At 63.6% G+C, this 19,831-nt stretch carries 5 protein-coding genes; 4 read left to right on the top strand and 1 reads right to left on the bottom strand.

Annotated elements, in window-relative coordinates:
* Positions 1–134: 134 nt before the first annotated feature.
* The 4 genes from M2337_RS17020 (at position 135) to M2337_RS17035 (ending at position 18,809) form a co-directional block, all read left to right on the top strand.
* On the top strand, positions 135–848 hold the full coding sequence (locus M2337_RS17020; protein ID WP_264572413.1) for a response regulator transcription factor: 714 nt from the start codon (positions 135–137) through the stop codon (positions 846–848).
* Between the two features lie 599 nt (positions 849–1,447).
* Positions 1,448–3,169 (top strand): ShlB/FhaC/HecB family hemolysin secretion/activation protein, encoded by a 1,722-nt coding sequence (locus M2337_RS17025; protein ID WP_264572412.1) that lies wholly within the window; start codon positions 1,448–1,450, stop codon positions 3,167–3,169.
* Positions 3,170–3,203: 34 nt separating this feature from the next.
* Complete coding sequence (locus M2337_RS17030) at positions 3,204–3,974, top strand: SapC family protein (RefSeq protein ID WP_264572411.1); 771 nt, start codon at positions 3,204–3,206, stop codon at positions 3,972–3,974.
* Between the two features lie 270 nt (positions 3,975–4,244).
* A complete protein-coding gene (locus tag M2337_RS17035; protein ID WP_264572410.1) occupies positions 4,245–18,809 on the top strand; it encodes a YDG domain-containing protein in 14,565 nt (4,854 codons plus the stop codon).
* 60 nt (positions 18,810–18,869) lie between these two features.
* On the opposite strand, the gene M2337_RS17040 is transcribed toward M2337_RS17035, so the two are convergent.
* Complete coding sequence (locus M2337_RS17040; protein ID WP_264572409.1) at positions 18,870–19,301, bottom strand: response regulator; 432 nt, start codon at positions 19,299–19,301, stop codon at positions 18,870–18,872.
* Between the last annotated feature and the right edge of the window lie 530 nt (positions 19,302–19,831).

Here is a 19,831-nt window from a genome sequence, read left to right on the forward strand (position 1 = left end):
CCCGGTTATGGCTGGCCAGCAACCAACCCGACCGAAGCGGCGTTTGGGACTTACGGTAATTTTGGTAATATCTGAGAAAGCATAAGGGTTTAGCGAGGGCATGGGTCATTGAAAGGCGAGAGATAGGAGCCATTATGCCAGACAGTGTCTTGGTAAGCATCGTGGAAGACGATGATGACCTAAGGAGTATATTGAGCCGGTTCTTGTCCGGCGTCGGGATGAAGGTCGCTCCCTTTGCCAATACGGCTGATCTTGACGATGTTTGGCGGGCTGATCCGCCCGATGTCGTGATTCTGGATGTAAATCTTCCGGGCGAGAATGGCATCATGGCCGCGGCCCGGCTTCGGTCATGGTCGCAAGTGGGGATCATCATCCTCACCGGACGCACCGCGGAAGAAGACAAGCTGCTTAGCCTCTCCATGGGGGTCGACCATTATCTGCATAAGCCCGTCAATCTGCGCGAGCTTGAGAGCGTTATCAGAAATCTGGCGCGGCGTGTCAGCAAGAGTCGGACAAGCCAGGAAGATCCTGTTGGCGAAAAGGGCTCGTGGCATCTCGACCTGCGCGCCTGGCTTTTGACCGCGCCGAACGGCAAATCGGTCAAGCTCTCCTCGCTGGAGTGCCAGATACTGGCGCCGCTGCTGGAAACGCCCGGGCAAGCGGTTTCTCGTGATGTGTTGAATGCGAACCTTGGGAAAACCCATGTGGACCCGGACAACCGCGCATTGGATGTCCTGATCTCCCGGATGCGCCGACGGGTGGAGGATTTCACCGGCATGGCATTTCCGGTCCGCGCGGCGCGGGGGACCGGCTATGTCGTCACCGCTACCGATCATCCCCGGGCCTGAACTGCACGCCCGAATGGCGCAGCCAGGCCCGAGCGGGGAGTATATATCTCCCAAGGCGCCATATTGAACTGAGCATGATTTTCTCGCGGTGTCGGTTTCCGCGCGCCGCTTTTTTCGCCGGTCGATGATCCATTTGATGGATGACCGCGCTCCTCTTGTATCCTTTGCCTGAATCCTGAACCTCGCTCGGGGCGCCTCGGCAGTGCGTCGTTGGCGGTGACGCGAGCCGGGTTCTCCGGGCCTTGCAGGTATGCGCGGCGGGATCTGCATCCCTAGTCCTCTCCTTATCGACATTGTCACTTGGATCATCGTCCGCCGGGGAAGCGGGTGGATCGCGTAGATCCCGTTTGCACGCAGCCACAGGAAGCCGTCCTCTCATGCTTCAGCTTCCTAATACGCAAAAGCCATTATCATTATTCAAATACATCTTAGATGATACATAGTGAAATATGTAACATAGCGTTACATATATTATGTAACAAGCCAATTTAACTAATTATTAATCAGAATTACTCATTACAGGCCACAGATTTACTTTCAGACGTGACTTGATGTCTCTTTGTAATTGGCTTGGAATGATGAAACAGACCACAATCTTAATGCTTTCGACGAGCCTTGCCCTTCTGGGTGCGTCGGCGGCTACTGCGCAGACCGCAATCGAACGCAGCCTCCCGCCGGTTCCGGTGGCGCCGGGCGCGCCCATTGCGGCGCCAGACATCGTCCCGGCATCGCAGGACGAGACCCCGCTTGGCGCGACGCTGCGCCACATCGTTCTTCTTTCCGGCACGGATGAGCCGCTCGCCTCCGACGTGGTGCCTGCCAATGGGGTCGACGCCTCGCGCGTTCCCAATCTCGATCGCGCCGGTATCGAAAGGGCGTTGCAGTCGTTCATCGGCCAGCCGCTCTCGCGCAAGCTGATCGCGCAGATCCAGGCTGGCATCGCGCGCAAGGCGCGCAGTGTCGGACGCCCGTTCGTTTCTCTTTCCACGCCTGCACAGGAAATCACCTCTGGTGTCCTGCAAATCCGCGTGACCGAGTTCCGCGTCGGCGACATCAAGGTGCAGGGCGCTGACGGCAAGGCGGCCAAGGCCGTGCGCGATGGCATCCGCCAGAAGTCGGGCGACCCGGTGGAAGCGACCCCGCTTGCCGAAGATCTCGACTGGCTCAATCGCACGCCGATGGGCGAAGTCGGTGCGCGCTTCGCGCCGGCGGTGGACCAGGACGGCGTCACAGACCTCACACTGGCCGTGCGTCGCGACCGCCCTGTGCGGGTCTATGGCGGCTGGAGCAATGGCGGCTCGGACTCCACCGGGATTAACCGGTTCTTCCTCGGTGCGATGGCCCGTCTGCCGCTCATTGAAGGGGGTTACGCCTCCTACCAGATCACCGGCAGCACGGATTTCTGGTACAAGGATGGCAGCATTCTTCGCGGTCAGCCCCGCTATGTCGCACAAGGTGGCCGCCTCTATATTCCGACGGCCCCCCGCCAGAATATCGAACTGACGCTGAGCGATGCGCTCACCAATCAGGTCATCAACGCGGACTTCTCGGTTCGCCAGCGCACCCGTGAGGCCACGCTCGGCTATCGCTCGGCGCTGTCCAACCTGGGGCTGCCTGCCGGCTTTGGGGATGTTCTCGCCGGCGTCGAGTTCAAGCGCCAGCGCCGTGAGGTCTTCTTCGGCCAGCTGACCGCGCTCTCCGACTCTGCGGATATGTGGCAGGGCCTGCTCGGCCTTTCGAAGGGATGGACGGGCAATGGACGCCAGCTTTCGATCAGCGGAAACCTCCATGTCAGCCCCGGTGGGGTGAGCGCCCGCAGCTCGGGCGCGCGGCTAGCGGAACTGACCAACGATCGGGTCACGTCCGACCGTTACGCCTATGCGACGCTGGACGTCGCCGGCGCGGTGCGCTTGCCGAAGAACTTCGCGCTGACGAGTCAGTTCGCGTTCCAATATGCCCGCCGCCCGCTGCCGCTGCCTGCCCAGATTGGCGTCGGTGGCGAGGGACTGGCCCGCGGCTACACGGCAGATGACGGCAGCTACGATCGCGGCTTCGTGCTGCGCAACGAGCTGCGCCTGCCGCCCTTCGCCCTGACCGGCAAGGACGACCAGCTTTCTCCCTACCTCTTCAGCGACGTCGCGCATGGGCGCGACCTTGCCGCGCGTCGCAACACGACCGTGGCATCGGCGGGCGTGGGTACGGACTACCGCTTCGGCCGGCACCTCTCCGCCGGCATCAATTCGGCCTGGGCTCTCAAGGATGGGATGAGCACACGTTCCGGCGACTGGCGCCTCCAGGCCCGCGTCACCGCCAGCTTCTAAATCACAACCCGACTAACAGCGAAGGACCACTCGCATGACCACGGTTAACAACGACATCGAACTCTCTGGCTCGCAGCTTCTCTACGATCAGCCTGAGGCTCTCCACTCCGAAGTTCACGGCGCCCTGCGCTTTCAGCGCACCGAAGCGGGCTTCCCCTACGCGCGCGAACTGCATCTGGTGCCGCTGCTCGTCGGCGAGTTTCCGCAGGCGATGCGCCACTATCCGATCATCTTCGCGGGTGCCGAGCGCACGCCGCTGGCGGTGATGGGCCTGGCCGAGGGCGAGAACCTGTTCATGACGAACGGCCAGTTCGAGGCCGGCGCTTATGTGCCCGCTTATCTGCGCCGCTACCCCTTCACGCTGGCCGGTGCCGGCGAGGAACAGTTCGTCGTCTGCATCGACCGTGCAGCGCCCGGCTTCACCGAGGGTGACGAGGGCGAAGCCCTGTTCTCCGGCGGCGAACCGACCGAATTCACCAAGAACGCCATCGCATTCCTCGACGAGTTCGAATCCGAGCGCCGCCGCACGCAGACCTTCATCGACATGATCGAGGCTGCTGGCCTGTTCGAGGTCAAGAACACGTTCATCCCGGGTGAAACCCCCGAGCATCTGGCGGACTATTATGCCGTCGCCGAAGAGACGCTCCGCGAACTGCCCGATCCGGTGCTCGCCGACCTCGTCAAGCGCGGCGCCCACGCGATGATCGACATGCACCTGGTCTCGCTGCAGCGCTGGGACGATCTCATCGCCCGCCGCGCGGCGCGCCGCCAGGCCGAGGAACAGCCGGTGGCCGAAGCCGCCTGAGAAGGGCCGCCTGACCACCCATGATCCCCCGAAGGATGGCGGCCGGCACAATCCCCAGCCGGCCGCCATCCGCCCCAGAAGATTTCCGCTGCGCCACGCAGCACGCTGAATTCCGCCGCGCTACGCGACACCGGATTTTCCGCCGCCCAGAGCGGCCCGCACATGAAACGCCCGCCCGGGAAGGCCCGCAGCAGGCACCGAAACCAGAGCGATCTTCCCCGCCCTTTCGGCGGCCGGACCACTGCGCTCACAAAAGATGGGATTGATACGATGACCACTCGCTCTCAGGCTCGCCGCGCCGCACTCATTTCCAAGCCGTTGTTCGGCCTGTCGCTGTGCGCGTTCGTGCCGCTGGCGCCTGTCTACGCGCAGACGCTGCCTTCTGGCGGCACAGTTGTGACCGGCTCTGCGACGATCAACACGGGCGCGGGACGGACGGACATCCGCCAGACAAGTGGCAAGGCCATCATCGAATGGAATGACTTTTCCATCGGCCAGGGCGGCACCGTCGCGATCGACAATGGCAAGGGCGCTACGTTGAACCGCGTGACCGGCGCCGCAGCCTCCAGCATCGACGGGCTGCTGCAATCGACGGGATCGGTCTACCTCATCAACCGCAACGGCATCGTCATCGGCAAGAGCGGCAAGGTCGATGTGGGCGGCAAATTCGTCGGCTCCACGCAGGACATCAGCAACGAGAGCTTCATGGCCGGCGGCAGCCAGACGCTTGCGGGCGCGAGCGAGGCTTCCATCGTCAACTATGGCAAGATCGGCAGCCTCGGCGGCGACGTCGTGCTGGTCGCCGCGAAGGTGGACAATCAGGGCGCCATCGAGGCGGCGAACGGCTCGGTGGGTCTGCTCGCCGGCTATCAGGTGATGCTGCGCGACCAGGCGGACCGGGACGGCAAGTTCTCGGTCGTCGTCGGTGGCACCGGCACGTCCGTCACCAATGCGGGCCAGCTCAAGGCCGCCGAGGCCGAGCTGCGCGCGCAGAGCGGCAATATCTATGCCCTCGCCGGCACCAGCGGCGCGATCAACGCCCAAGGTGTGTCCGCGCAAGGTGGGCGCATTTTCCTCACCGCCGGTGAAAGCGGCGAGGTTTCCATCGCCAGCACGCTCACCGCAAAGAAGGCCGACGCCACCGGCGGCGCCATCGAAGTGACCGGCAAGAACATCCTGCTCGATCAGGGCGCCAAGCTCGATGCCTCCGGCACGACCGGCGGCACCGTGCTCGTCGGCGGCGACTGGGAGGGCGGCCATAATGCCGACACCCGCCTGCTCGACCGCGACATCCAGCGCGCGCAGGCCGTCGTCGTTGCACCCGACGCGAAGATCGACGTGACCGGTTCTGCCGGCGCGGGCGGCAAGGCCGTGCTCTGGTCCGACAATTTCACTAATTTCCACGGCACCATCGACGCCAGCGGCGCCACCGACGGCGGCCGGGTCGAAACCTCGTCCAAGAATGTCCTCCAGGCCGTCGGCACGGTCGATGCCAAGGCCGGCAGCGGCAAGGCGGGCGAGTGGCTGCTCGATCCTGCCAGCGTCACCATCTCCACGGCGGCGGATGCCTCGGCCACCTATGCGGGCGGCACTTACACGCCGACTGCCGGCACCTCCACGATCAACGTCGCCAACCTCAACGGGCGGCTCAACAGCGGCACCAATGTGACGATCACGACCGGCGGTGCCGGCGTCTCGGGCGGCACGGGCGACATCACGCTGGCCTCAGGCGCCAGCATCAGCAAGACGGCAGGCGGCGACGCCGCGCTGACGCTGAAGGCGGACGGCAATATCATCCTGAACAGCGCGATCAGCTCGACCGTCGGCAAGCTGACCGTCAACCTGAACAGCCGCGCCAATGATGCCGCCACCGGCTATGTGAAGATCACCAACGACATCGCCACCAATGGCGGCGACCTCAACATCTGGGGCGGCAGCGGCGCGGTAGGCAGCGGTGCGGCGATCAGCAACCTCGGTGACACTGGGGGGGTACACTTCGTTTCCCCCAACGGGCTGATCGACCTGGGCAGCGGTTCGCTCAATATGACCGGCAGCAACATCGCCTCCACCTATGGCGGCGATGCGACCACCGGCATCAGCCTTTACAATCTGAACATCCGGGCAGGTGGCGCGATCACCATGACTGGTACGAGCGTAAGCGGGCATGGGATCAGGGTTGATCGGAATGCCACAGGTCCGTTCAACATTGCGGGCGGCAATGGCCCGATGACCATCACGGGCACCTCGTCTGGTGCTTACGGCTCCGGTATTTCGAGCTACTCTACCGGCTTTACGTCGGTCAATGGCGACATTTCGATCAAGGGGACCAACACCAATAGCTCGGCTGGCTATTTTGGCTTGGATTTCTACGTTTCGCGGGCGACGACGACCGGGACCGGCAGCATCAGCTTTGACGGCACCACGAGCAACATTACTGAACAGACGAACAATGTCGGCTACGGCACCCGTGTGGTCGGCGGAACGATCTCGACGACGACGGGCGCCATCACGTTCAAGGGCACCAGCGTCACGGCGGGCGGTCTGTTCCTCGACACCGGTTCGGGATCGATCACCTCGACCAGCGGCAATATCAGCATGATCGGCGCGAGCACCAGCAGCACGCTGTCCAGGGAAGCGATCCTGTTCGGTGCCGGTAACATCACGATTTCGACCGGGGGCACCGGCGCCTTGTCGTTCGTCGGCACCTCCGCCGCCAATGGCGCAAGCCCTGCGCTCGGCCCTCCAGGCACCAAGGCGACGATCAAGGCGGGCAACGTAAGCAGCGGCATCTACCCCACGCTGAACCTGAGCGCCGGCACGGGCGGGCTGACGATCCGCGCCAACGGCACGGCGGTGGGCGCCAAAAGCATCGATCTGGTGACCGGGACGACAGATGGGACGTCGCCAAAGTCGTCCATCAAGAGCGCCGGCGCCATCGATATCTATGGCAACCTCTTCGTCAATCTGGACGCCGTCAACCTCGGTATCCAGCAGACCGGCCCCACCGGCACCGTATCCATCGCCAGCGATGAGGTCATCAAGTTCGGCGCGCTGACCACCGCGACTAACGATGCCATCACGCTGAGTGGCGCGCTGGGCTGGGATTTTGACGCGAACAACTCGACCACCATGAGCGGCAATAGCGACCTGTACGTCCTCGCGCCGAACGGCGGCGGCAATATTGGCAAGATCGTCAAGACGTCATCCGCCACTGGCGCCAGCAAGGTGATCGTGCGCACCAGACAACGAGTCGCCGTCAATTACGGCATCACGGCCGCGTCCGGTGCAGGCAAGATGGACGTGACGCTGAATACCAATTTCGATGACAGCAACTCCAGCGCCAGCTATATCGACATCGCCTCCGCCATCACCACCCAAGGCGGTGACGTGATCGCCTATGGCACGTCGACGCTGGGCGGCTTTGCATTGGGCAACACCGGCAGTCCCGGCGTGCGAGTGACGGGATCGGGCGCGATCGACGCGCGGCGCGGTACGACGGCAGGCGGCAATGTCAGCCTCTTCGGCAGCGTGGCGAACGTGAGTAATCCCGGTCAGACCGGCAATGGCATTACCCTCAGCGATAGCTCCAGCATCATCACGGCAGGCACGGGCGGCATCACGCTCACTGGCGCTTCGGGGGCGCTTGGTGGATCAACCCCGGATCAGCGCTCGGGCATCTACTTTGGCAATAGCAGCCTGGTTTCCGGCAGCGGCGGCATCACCCTCACGGGCACGTCGGTCTCCGGCCATGGTATCATGTTAGGCACCGACGTGATGTCCGTCATGAACGCAGGTGCCGGCACGCTGACGCTGAACGGATCGGCCCAGAACCTGGCCGGCATCTCTCGCAGCAGCAACTCGAGCGGCATATTCGTTGGCAATGACGTGGTCATGACTGGCCAGACGACCTCCGGCGTCAATGTGGGCACCAACTTCTCCGGTGCCGGCACCGTGACGATCGACGGCACAAACAGTGTGACCCTGCTCGGGGACAGCGCCGGCGTTGGCATCAACTTCGGCGCTCCGGTCGATCTGAAGGCGGGCGCGGGCGGCGTAACGATTTCGGCGCCGCGCTCGGGCAGCGGCTATAATGGCTTCCAATCCAGCAATGCCTCCTCCAAGATCAGGTCGGGCGGCGTGATCGACATCACTAGCGCGGCCAGCATCAACATTGCCGGCACCGTCTCCCAGACGGCCGGCGGGGCCAGCCGCATTGTCGCCAATGGCGGCTCGGTCACGCTGGGCAGCAACGTCACTATCGACGCCAACGACCTGCTGGTCGAGGCGAAGGACGGCAACCTCTCCGCGCAAGCGCTGACGGTGAGCAAGGGTGCCCTGACGGCGAAGAGCAATGTAAACCTCAGTGTCGCCGGTGCAATCAACGTCTCTGGCGCGCTGACTGTTTCTTCCGCGACCACCACCGTCAACACCAGCAACATCAACCAGACCGGCACGAGCGGCGCGGTGGCGATCAGCGCCGCCGGCAATGTGACGACGAGCAACATCTCGCTCGCCACGGCGGACGCGACCAACATCACCTCTGGCGCAACACTCTCGACTGGCTGGATCACCCTGAACGGCAGCAGCGCTGTCACAATGTCGTCGGTCAACAACCTGTTTGTTCCGATCGTGAACAAGGTGGCTTCGGCGACGGGCGCATCCAGCTTCACCGCCAAGTCGCAGGGCGGCGTAAACGCAGACAACGGGATCATCGCGGCATCTGGTGCCGGTAAGCTGGACGTAACACTGATCGCGCGCTCCGCCGATGCTGCGACGGGCATCATCTCGGTGGGCAGCACCATCAGCACGCAGGGCGGCAACATCCTGCTGCGCGGCGGATCGGCGGCGGTGTCTCCGCTGCTCGACCCGACGGTGGATCTGGCGGCCTATACGGCGGCGATGCTGGCGACGGGCGCGAACATCAATATCAGCTCTTCCAGCGCAGCCTTCACGGCCGGCGGCGGCGACATCGAGATGCGCGCGATCGGCAGCAATAGCGGCTCGATGGGCCTCAACCTCACCGGCAAGACGCTTGCCACCACCGGCACCGGCAGCCTGCGGCTGTATGCGCTGGGACGGGCCAGCGACCAATATGCGGTGCAGACCAGCTCCACGACCAACCTCAGCATCGCGAGCGGCGACCTCATCGTCATGGGCGCCAGCCGTTATGCCGGGGCCGATGCGGGCGTCTATCTGAACGGTGGCGCGATCAGCAGCACGGGCGGCGCGATCACCATCAGCGGCGTCGGCAATGGCGCCTCCTCCGCCACATCGAGTTACGGCGTGCTGATGAACACGAACGCCAGCGTGGCCGTCTCGGGCGCCAAGGCGCTGACGATCAACGGGCGCGGCGGCCTGGCCACCGCCAACGGCACCGGCATCTCCATCTCTGGTGGCGCCGCCGTGCGCTCCACGGCTGCTGGCGCGATCAACCTCACCGGCTTCGGTGGCGGTGCCGCCGGCAGCGCGGCGCTTACCCATAGCGGCATCTTCTTCGACGGCGCGAACAACGTCGCCGTGGTCAATGCCACGGGCTCCGGCCCAGTGACCCTCACCGGCCGGGCGGGCAACGCTAACAGCTATGGCATCTACCAGGGCAACACCGGCGCCGCGACGCTCGGCACCGCAGCCTATACGGGCAATCTGACGCTCGTCGCCAACAGCATGTTCCTCAACGCCAAGAACGGCGCAACCCCGGTCGCCGCCAAGCTGCTGACCAAGGGCGTGCTGACCCTGCGCGCCGAGGATGGCGGCAATCTGACGCTCGGCTCGGACATCTACGCCGGCTTCATCAACAATAATGTGCTGACCGGCGCCTATAGCGGCATCGTCTTCGGCGGATCGACCGGCACCGGCACGGGCCTGACGCTCTACACCCAGACCGGCGCGAGCATCTATGCGATCCCGGTCACCCTGGCGGGCACTGGCACGGTGAGCGTCACCGGCGACACCGATAACAAGCCGCTGATCGCCAATGGTGGCCTGGCGCTGGCCGGCAGTGGCCTGTTCACACAGTCCGTGGACATCAGCGCCAGCCAGCTCACCGGCAGCGCGGGCACCGTCTCGTTCAACAACAGCGGCAACACCATCGGCAAGCTCGGCCCGATGTCGCTCACCAACAAGCTGGACCTGTTCACCAGCAGCGCGCTGGAGATCAACGGCGCCGTGACGACCGGCAGCGCGGTCATCCGCTCGGTTGGCGACCTGACCATGACGGCGGGCAGCAGCGTGTCGGCAAGCGGGGCCAACACCTCGCTGCAACTCGCGACGAACGGCAAGTTCTTCAACAATGGCGGCGCAGGCGCGCTCTCCGCCGCCAATGGTCGCTGGCTGGTCTGGCTGCAGGACCCGACCAACGATGTCGGCGGCCTCTCCTATAGCTTCCGCCAATATGGCGCGTCATACGGCATCACCGCTCCGGCGCAGACCACCGGCAATGGCGTTATGTACAACCAGATGCCGCTGCTCAGCATCTCGCTGAAGGACAATGTCACCAAGGTCTATGACGGCACGACCGACGCCCTGCTGACGCAGACCAACTTCCTCGTGACAGGCCTGCTCGGCAACGACAAGGCAACGGTCTATGCGCTCGGCAGCTTCGACAACAAGAATGTCGGCGCCTCCAAGACGGTGATGGCGGACGAGATGGCGGTGGTCGTGCGCGATGGCGCTATCCGCATCTACGGCTATGGTCTGGCGAACTACACGGCCTCCGCCGTCATGGGCAGCATCACGCCGCGCGCGCTGACGGCCAGCCTGACGGGCGGGATCACCCGCGCATATGACGGGACGACCACCGCCTCGCTCAGCGCCTCCAACTATGCGCTGGCGAATGCGGTAAGCGGTGACTCGGTGTCGCTGGTGATGCCGACGACCGGCCTCTATGACAGCAAGAACGCCGGCACCGGCAAGACGGTGACCGTCTCCGGCCTGGCGCTGACCGGGGCCGACGCCGCGAATTACACGGTGAATACGGCAGCCACGGCCAGCTTCGGTGTGATCTCGGCCAAGCAGCTGGGGGCCTCGCTCACCGGCGCCTCCAACAAGGTCTATGACGGCAACACATTGGCTTCGATCACGGCGTCCAATGTCGCCATGACCGGCGTCGTCTCGGGCGACGCCGTGTCACTAGCCGCGGGTCTGGTCGGGCTCTATGGCGACAAGAATGCCGGCACCGGCAAGTCGGTCACGGCCTATGGCCTAAGCCTCACCGGCGCGGATGCGGCGAACTACACGATTGCGGGCTCCGTCACCGGCAACATTGGCGCGATTGCCCGCAAGACCCTCTCGGCCTCGCTCGTCGGCCCTGTCACCAAGGTTTATGACGGCAGCGCCACGGCAACCATTTCAGGTACTAATCTGAATGGTGTGGTGGCGGGCGATGCGGTCACCGTCTCGTCGACGTCCGCCAGCTATGATAGCAAGAATGTCGGCACGAACCGGCTGGTCACCGCAACCGGTCTGGCGTTGGCCGGAGCGGACTCGTCCAACTACACGCTCGGCAGCACCAGCACCTCCGGCTATGTGGGCACCATCACGGCGCGCACCGTCACGGTGGGCACGACCGGCCATGGCAGCAAGACCTACGATGCCGCCACTGGGCTCACCGGTGCGCAGCTTTCCGGCGTCGGCTTCACGCTGGCGCAGGGCGACAGCGCAACGCAGGCGCTCCTGTCCGCTGACGGGGTCACGCTGGACAGCAGCGGCATTTCCGGCATGCTGGCCGACAAGAATGCCGGCACCGGCAAGTCGATGACGGTCTCCGGTTACAGCCTCATGAACAACGGGCTGGGCAACTATGTGCTCAGCTCCACCTCGGCGAACGGCATTGCGGATGTGGCACGCGCCGCGCTGACCATGACCGCGTCGAGCATGAGCAAGACCTATACCGGGACCACCAGCTCGATCGGCACGGTGACGATTTCCGGCCTGAAGGGCAGCGACACGGCGTCGGCCACGCAGGCGTATGACAGCAAGAATGCGGGCAGCCGCCTGCTCCAAGTCCAGAATGGCTATGTCGTCAACGATGGCAATGGCGGTCTGAACTATATCGTCAGCCGTATCGACGCAGCCGGAACGATCTACAAGCGCGCGGTCAGCACGACGGTCCACGCCAATGATAAGGTGTATGACGGCACGACGAGCGCCACCGGTACGTTCGACCCGCTTTCGGGTGTGATATCCGGCGACATCGTCGCGGCGAGCGGCACGCTCAGCTTCGCGGACAAAAACGCCGCCAACGGCAAGGCAGTCAGCGTGGCTGGCGCCGTCCTGACCGGTGCGGATGCGGGCAACTATGTGCTCGATCCGATCGCCAACGGCACGGCCAACATCACCCGCGCCAATCTCGTGCTGACCGCCGTGAGCGACAGCAAGAGCTATGACGGCACGGTCGCCTCTTCCGCTGCGGTCCAGGCGCTTGGCCTGGCAGCCGGGGACAGCTTCACGGCAACCCAGGCGTTTAACACGCGCGATGCGGGGTCGCGCACCCTGCAGGTGCAGGCCGGCTGGTCCGTGAACGACGGCAATGGCGGCAACAACTATGTCACCACCTTTGGCTCGGCCGCATCCGGCACGATCGCTCGCAAGGTGCTGACCGCGACGGCCATCGTCAACAACAAGGTCTATGACGGCACGACGACGGCTACGGGCGACCTCTACTCGCTGGGCGGGATCGTCGGCACCGATCAGGTGCTGCTGGACAAGACCAATGGCAGCCTGGCCTTCTATGACCGCAATGCGGGCATCAACAAGGCGGCGACTGCTACCGGTTATGCCTTGGGCGGCACCGATGCGCACAACTACACGCTGAGCAGCATTGCCAACAGCAGCGCGACGATCAGCCAGGCGCAGCTCGTCCTCTCTGCAGTGACCGACATGCGCCAGTATGACGGCACGACCGCTTCGGCGGGCGCGGTGCAGGCCAGCGGCCTGATCGCGGGCGACGGCTTTGTGGCGACGCAGCGGTTCGACGGCTTCAAGGCCGGCGCACACACGCTGCAGGTCGATAGCTACACGGTGTTCGACGGCAATGGCGGCGGCAACTATCTGGTGGGCTATGGCGCCATGGCCAACGGCACGATCAGCCAGCGCGTCCTGCAGGCGACTGCGGCGGTCCAGAACAAGGTCTATGATGGCACGACGACGGCCACGGGCACTTTCAGTGGCCTTGGCAATACCATCACGGGAGACGATGTATCGCTGGATCACAGCGGCGCGACCCTTGCCTTCTATGATCGCAATGCCGGCGTCGGGAAGACCGTGACGGTCTCGGGCGCAACGCTCTCCGGCGCGGACGCGGCGAACTACACGCTGAGCGACATTGCCGACGGGACGGCGACGATCTCCAAGGCGACGCTCAACCTCACGGCGGTGTCGGAGTCACGGGTCTATGACGGCACGACCGGCTCGACGGGCGTTGTCCTCTCCAGCGGCCTCATCGCCGGCGACAGCGTGACCGCGACCCAGGCGTTCAACAGCAAGAATGCGGGCAGCCGCACATTGCAGGTCGATCACTGGACGGTCGAGGATGGCAATGGCGGTGGCAACTATGCCGTCGTCCTTGGCACGGCGGCCAGCGGCAGCATCGCGCAGAAGCTGCTCTCCGGCTCGCTGACCGGCACGGTGAGCAAGGTCTACGACCGCACCACCAGCGCGACGCTGCAGCCTGTCAATATTGCCGGCGTGATCGCCGGGGACGATCTGGTCGTCACCACCGCCAGCGCCGATTTCGCCAATGCGAATGTCGGCACCGGTAAGACGGTCACCGTCTCAGGCATGCAGCTCACGGGCACCGATGCCGCCAACTATGTGCTGAATGCCACCTCGGCTTCTGCGGACATCGGCACGATCACGCCGCGTCAGGTCAACGTGACCGTGACCGGCCATGGCAGCAAGACCTATGACGGCAACGCCAACCTCGCGCTCTCGCAGTTCGGCAGTCTGGCGCTGATCCTCGCCGATGGTGATGCCGCGACGCAAGGCATGCTGAGCGCCGACGGCCTGGGGCTCGACTCTTCGACCCTGTCGGCAGCGTTTGCAGACCGCAATGCCGGCAATGGCAAAGCTGTGACGCTGAGCGGCTTCTCGCTCACCAACAACAGCCTGGGCAATTACGCCCTCACCTCGACATCCGCCTTGGGTCTGGCCGACATCGCTCGGGCGACCCTGACACTTAATGCCGTATCCGACAGCAAGATCTACGACGGCACGACGACATCGAACGGCGTGGTGCAGTGGAACGGTCTGTTTGCAGGCGACAGCCTGAGCGCCACCCAGGCGTTCGACAGCAAGAATGCCGGCAATCGCCAGCTTGTCGTCGACCACTTTACCATCGATGACGGCAATAACGGCGCCAACTACTTTGTGGTGCGCAACACGGCTGCGGGCACCATCTCGCGCAAGCAGATCAGTGCCACGCTCACCGGCGCCGTTAGCAAGGTGTATGACGGCACGACGACGGCGATCCTGCTTCCGAGCAACCTCGTCGATATCGTGTCGGGCGATGCCGTCGCGGTGACCGCCAGCACGGCGAACTATGCGGACAGAAATGTCGGCACCGGCAAGCTGGTCACCGTGTCCGGCATCCAGCTGAGCGGCGCCGATGCGGCGAACTATGATCTGCTGAGCGACAATGCCTCCGCTTATGTGGGGACGATTTCCGCCCGCCAGATCACCGTCTCCGCGACGGGCCTCGGCACGAAGACCTATGATCGCACCGATATTCTGGGCAATAACCAGCTCGGCAGCATTGCCCTGCTGATTGCCGATGGCGACAGTGCGACCCAGAATCTGATGGCTGCGGACGGGATCGGGGTCGATCTTTCGGGGATGACCGGAGCGCTGGCTGATCGCAATGCCGGAACCGGTAAGAGCGTGACGTTGAGCGGGTATACGCTGACCGGCAATGACTTCGGCAATTATGTCTTCGCATCGTCCTCGGCCTTTGGTGTCGCTGACGTTGCCCGCGCCGCCCTGACGCTCAATGCTGTCTCCGATCAGAAGGTCTATGATGGCTCTGAAAGTTCGGACGGAGTGGTGCAGATCGTCGGCCTTATTGCGGGAGACAGTGCCACCGCCACCCAGGCGTTCAACAGCAAGAATGCCGGCAATCGTCTACTCGTCGTACAGAACGGTTATGTCATCAATGACGGCAACAACGGGGCCAACTATCTGGTCGACTTCGGAACGGCCAACGGCATCATCGACCGCCGGACGACCAGCACCACGGTGTCCGTCCAGAACAAGGTCTATGATGGCACCACCACGGCCACCGGCACGTTCAGCGCGCTCACCAATCTGGTGACTGGCGACCATGTCGAGGCAGCCGGGACACTGGCCTTCGCCGATCGCCACGCCGGCATCGGCAAGACGGTGACTGTCTCCAACCCGGTGCTGACCGGTGCGGATGCCAGCAACTACATCCTCGATCCGGTGGCGGACGGCACCGCCGACATCCTCAAGGCCAATCTGGTGCTCACCGCCAGCGCAGACAGCAAGGTCTATGACGGCACGAACGCCTCTGGCGGAACGGTTGTGGCCAGTGGCCTCATCAGTGGCGACCTCGTCACCGCGACCCAGTCGTTCGACAGCCGCAACGCGGGCGTCCGGGCGCTGCAGGTCGAGAATGGCTGGAGCGTGCAGGACGGCAATGGTGGCCACAACTATGCGGTCGTGATCGGATCGGCCACGGCCGGCACCATCACCCCCAAGACGATCACCGCCACGGCGACGGTCGGCAACAAGGTCTATGACGGCACCACCGCTGCAATCGGCACCTTCGCCGATCTGGACGGGGTGATCGGCACGGATCAGGTTCACCTCAACGACGCCAATGGCCGGTTGACATTCATCGACCGCAATGCGGGCTTCGGCAAGGCGGTGGTCGCCACCGGCTATCTGCTGAAAGGGTCGGATGCGGCGAACTACACGCTCAATTCCATCGCCAACGGCACGGCCGACATCTACAAGGCCAGCCTGGTGCTCAACGCAACCAGTGCCAGCAAGGTCTATGACGGCACCACGCTGTCGAACGGCCTCGTGCAGGCGGTCGGTCTCATCGCGGGCGATACCGTCATCGCGACGCAGGAATATGACCAGCGTCAGGCGGGCACCCGCACGCTCACCGTGCAGAACGGCTACGCGGTCTATGACGGCAATGGTGGTAACAACTACGCCGTCTCGCTCGGCTCGACCGCTAGCGGCACGATCACGCAAAAGGTGCTGAACGCCGGCGCGATCGTGAATGACAAGGTCTATGACGGCACCACGACCCTCGCGGGAAGCTTCGACGGCCTTGTCGGCGTCATCGGCAATGATCTGGTCTCGCTGGATGACAGCAACGGGCACATGGCCTTCATCGACCGCAATGCCGGCAACGGCAAGAGCGTGATCGTCTCGGGCCTTGGCCTCTCCGGGGCGGATGCAGCCAACTATGTGCTGAGCAATGTCGCCAACGGCACGGCCAATATCCTCAAGGCGAACCTGACGCTGACAGCCTCTGGCGACAGCAAGGTCTATGACGGCACCACCGGGTCCACCGGGACCGTGACGATCACCGGCCTCGTCGATGTCGATACCGCCACTGCCATGCAGTCGTTCGACAGCAAGAATGCGGGCAACCGCACGTTGACGGTCACCGGCTGGACGATCAACGACGGCAATGACGGTAATAACTATATCCGCAATATCGTCACGGCGTCGGGCGACATCACGCAGAAGATGCTGAGTGGCGCACTAACCGGGACCGTCACCAAGGTCTATGACGGGACTGACAACGCCACGGTGCTGCCGATCAATCTCGATGGGGTGATCGCCGGCGATGCGCTGACGCTCACCACGGCTGGCGCTCATTATGACGATCGCAATGCCGGCACCAACAAGATGGTGTCGGTGGGCGGCATGACCCTGAACGGCGCGGATGCCGGCAACTATGTCCTGCTGCAGGATTATGCCGCAGCCAATATTGGCACGATCACGCCGCGGGCCATCACGGTGACGGTCTCCGGTGCGGGCACCAAAACCTATGACGGCACCACATTGCTCGGCACGCACCAGCTCGGCACGATCGGGTTCACGCTCGCCGATGGCGACACGGTAACCCAGGATCTGCTGAGCGCCGATGGCGTGTTCCTCGACACCTCCGGCGTGACCGGCCTGCTGGCCGATCGCAACGCAGGCACCGGCAAGGCGGTCACGCTCTCGGGTTACGCCCTGACCAATAACGGTTACGACAATTATGTGCTGGCGGATGGCTCTGCCCTTGGCATCGCGAACATCACTCGTGCGGCTCTGACGCTCGGCACTGTCTCCGATAGCAAGACCTATGACGGCACCGATGCCTCCTCCGGCCAAGTGCTGATCACGGGGCTGGTGCAGGGTGACATGGCTCAGGCGACGCAGGCGTTCGACAGCCGCAATGCCGGCAACCGCACGCTGCGGGTCAACAACTGGACCCTCGACGACGGCAATGGCGGCGCCAACTATATCGTGGGCTTCGACACCGATGCGACCGGCACCATTGCCCAGCGGCTGATTGCCACGGTGGCCCATGCCAACGACAAGGTCTATGACGGCACGACCGCCGGCACGGGCGAGTTCGATCCGCTCACCGACGTGGTGACGGGCGACCATGTCGCGTTGACCGGCGCCACCTTCACCTTTGCCGATCGCAATGCGGGAACCGGCAAGGTGGTCACGGTGTCGAGTGCCGGGCTCTCCGGTGCGGATGCCGGCAACTATGTGCTCGACACCATCGCGCCGCTGGTGGCCGCCATCTCGCCCAAGGCCCTCTCGGCACGGTTCGTTGGCACTTTGGTCAAGGGCTATGATGGCGCCGATCTGGCCAGCTTCTCGGCCAGCGACGTGGCTCTCGATGGGCTGATCACCGGCGACCAAGTGGTTGCGAACGGCACGGCGCGTTATGCCGACCGGAACGCTGGCACTGTCAAGATGGTCTCGGTTGCCGATCTGGCCCTGAATGGTGCGGATGCCGGCAACTACACGGTCAGCCCTGCTCTTGCCGGCGCCGTGGGTACGATCAACCAGCGCCAGATCAGCATCGTCTTCGCCGATCAGAGCAAGGTGCGCGGCGCGGTCGATCCCGCCTTCACCTACACGCTCGGCGGCGAGGGCATGGTCGCGGGTGACCACCTCACCGGCAGTGCATCGCGTGTCGCAGGTGAAGCGGTCGGCAATTACGCCATCGGACTGGGTTCGCTGTCGGCCGGCGGCAACTATGCGCTGAGCGTCACGCCGGGCAATTTCGCGATCCTGGCATCGGCTTCCGGTGGGAATGGGTCCGGTAATGGCGGAACCGGGAATGGTGGGTCTGGCAACGGTGGGTCCGGCAATGGCGGTTCGGGTAACGGCGGAAGCCCGCTGCCTTCCACCGTTATCGATGCAGCTCATGGTGCGGCCGATACGGCCTCGCAGAGCACCCCGCCGAGCAACACGTCGGCTTCGACCGCACCCGTGCGGGGCGGCGCCGGGTTCGATCCGGGCGCGGTGTTCGGCTGGGGCGGTGCGAACCAGTTGCCCGGTACGATCCCCGTCAACGTGCAGGTCGGCTATAACGATGGATGGGCCGATGCCGGCCAGACCATCACTGGCCCGGGTGAACTTGGCCGCACCGGCGTCGCCAATGCCGATGGCGCTGCGACGAACGGGAATGGCCAGAGCAGCGAGCAGGGCACAGTCGAGGCCTCGTCCGATGAAGAACTGGTCTGCAAGAGCGGAACCGAACAGCAGGATTGCAGGGTCACGGTGAAGGGAAGTGGTCTCCCCTATCCGACCAATCGGGTGATCTCGCCAAGTCTGCGCTTCATCCGGCGCTGACGGGGCACCCGGCAATCCAGCCAGAAGGCACGGACGCAACAGTGTCCGTGCCTTCTTCTTTCAGTCAGGGAATGGCGCGGCTGGGTCTGAGGACAGCTGGCGGCCCAGCATCCGCAAAATATCCAGCGCCAGCATGTCGGGATCGAAGGGTTTTTTGAGCGTGCCGAGGATTGGCCCATCGCTGGCGCGCCACTGCTCGGTGAGTTCGGCATTGGCGGTGAAGAAGATGATCGGGGTTTGCTGGTCTGTTCGCCGCACCCGACGGGCTGTCTCCAGGCCATCAAGGCCGGGCATCATGACATCGAGCAGAATGACGTCCGGCTTGCACGCCGGATCGGCGAGCCGTGCAAGCAGCGCTGCGCCGCTGTTCACGTCCTGCACCTCGAAGTCAGGGACGCGGGCCAGCAGACGCGTTACGACGACTCGAAGATCATCCTCATCGTCTGCATAGAGTATTTGGGTGGATTTTTCGACGCTTGCGACCTGCGGCATGTCTTTACCCTATCCAGTGCGAACGGCCTGAAGCCGAACGGCGGGCTTATTTTCCCCCGTTTAAAAGCCTTCCCTATCGTGCAATCAATAGCAGACGATCATCTGCGACAAATTTATATGGTGTCATGATGGAACAGCCGAAAAATTTGGACTCACCCACGACGCTGTCGGTCGCGCGTGTGCGGGAGCTGCAGCACAAGATGCGGAACAAATTAGGCGTCATGGATGGAACGTTCGAACTCATGCATCCGCCGACAGAAATTCGCGATTCTCAGGAGGCGGAGGATATCGACCGTTTCAAGCGGGCGTCAAAGTCTCTTCATGAGCTTATTGAAGAACTATCCAGCACAATAACTTAGTTAACATAAATTAATACTGTGTGGCTGTAGATGCTTTCAATATGTTACAAGAAGAAACTTAAATTTCTCGAATAGTTGTGCCAATCATTGTCTTAAGGGGGCGGGAATGAGCCGCTTGCACTCGATGATTGGCAACAGATAGGGCCAGGCCGCTTCTCTCTCCTCGGCGGC

Source organism: Sphingobium sp. B2D3A (genome assembly GCF_025961795.1).
In the GTDB taxonomy this organism is placed as follows: domain Bacteria; phylum Pseudomonadota; class Alphaproteobacteria; order Sphingomonadales; family Sphingomonadaceae; genus Sphingobium.

What these genes read in the sequence shown, in the direction of transcription:
- M2337_RS17040 (WP_264572409.1), bottom strand. Translation starts at nt 19,301, where the DNA reads ATGCCGCAGGTCGCAAGCGTCGAAAAATCCACCCAAATACTCTATGCA.
- M2337_RS17030 (WP_264572411.1), top strand. Translation starts at nt 3,204, where the DNA reads ATGACCACGGTTAACAACGACATCGAACTCTCTGGCTCGCAGCTTCTC.
- M2337_RS17020 (WP_264572413.1), top strand. Translation starts at nt 135, where the DNA reads ATGCCAGACAGTGTCTTGGTAAGCATCGTGGAAGACGATGATGACCTA.
- M2337_RS17035 (WP_264572410.1), top strand. Translation starts at nt 4,245, where the DNA reads ATGACCACTCGCTCTCAGGCTCGCCGCGCCGCACTCATTTCCAAGCCG.
- M2337_RS17025 (WP_264572412.1), top strand. Translation starts at nt 1,448, where the DNA reads ATGCTTTCGACGAGCCTTGCCCTTCTGGGTGCGTCGGCGGCTACTGCG.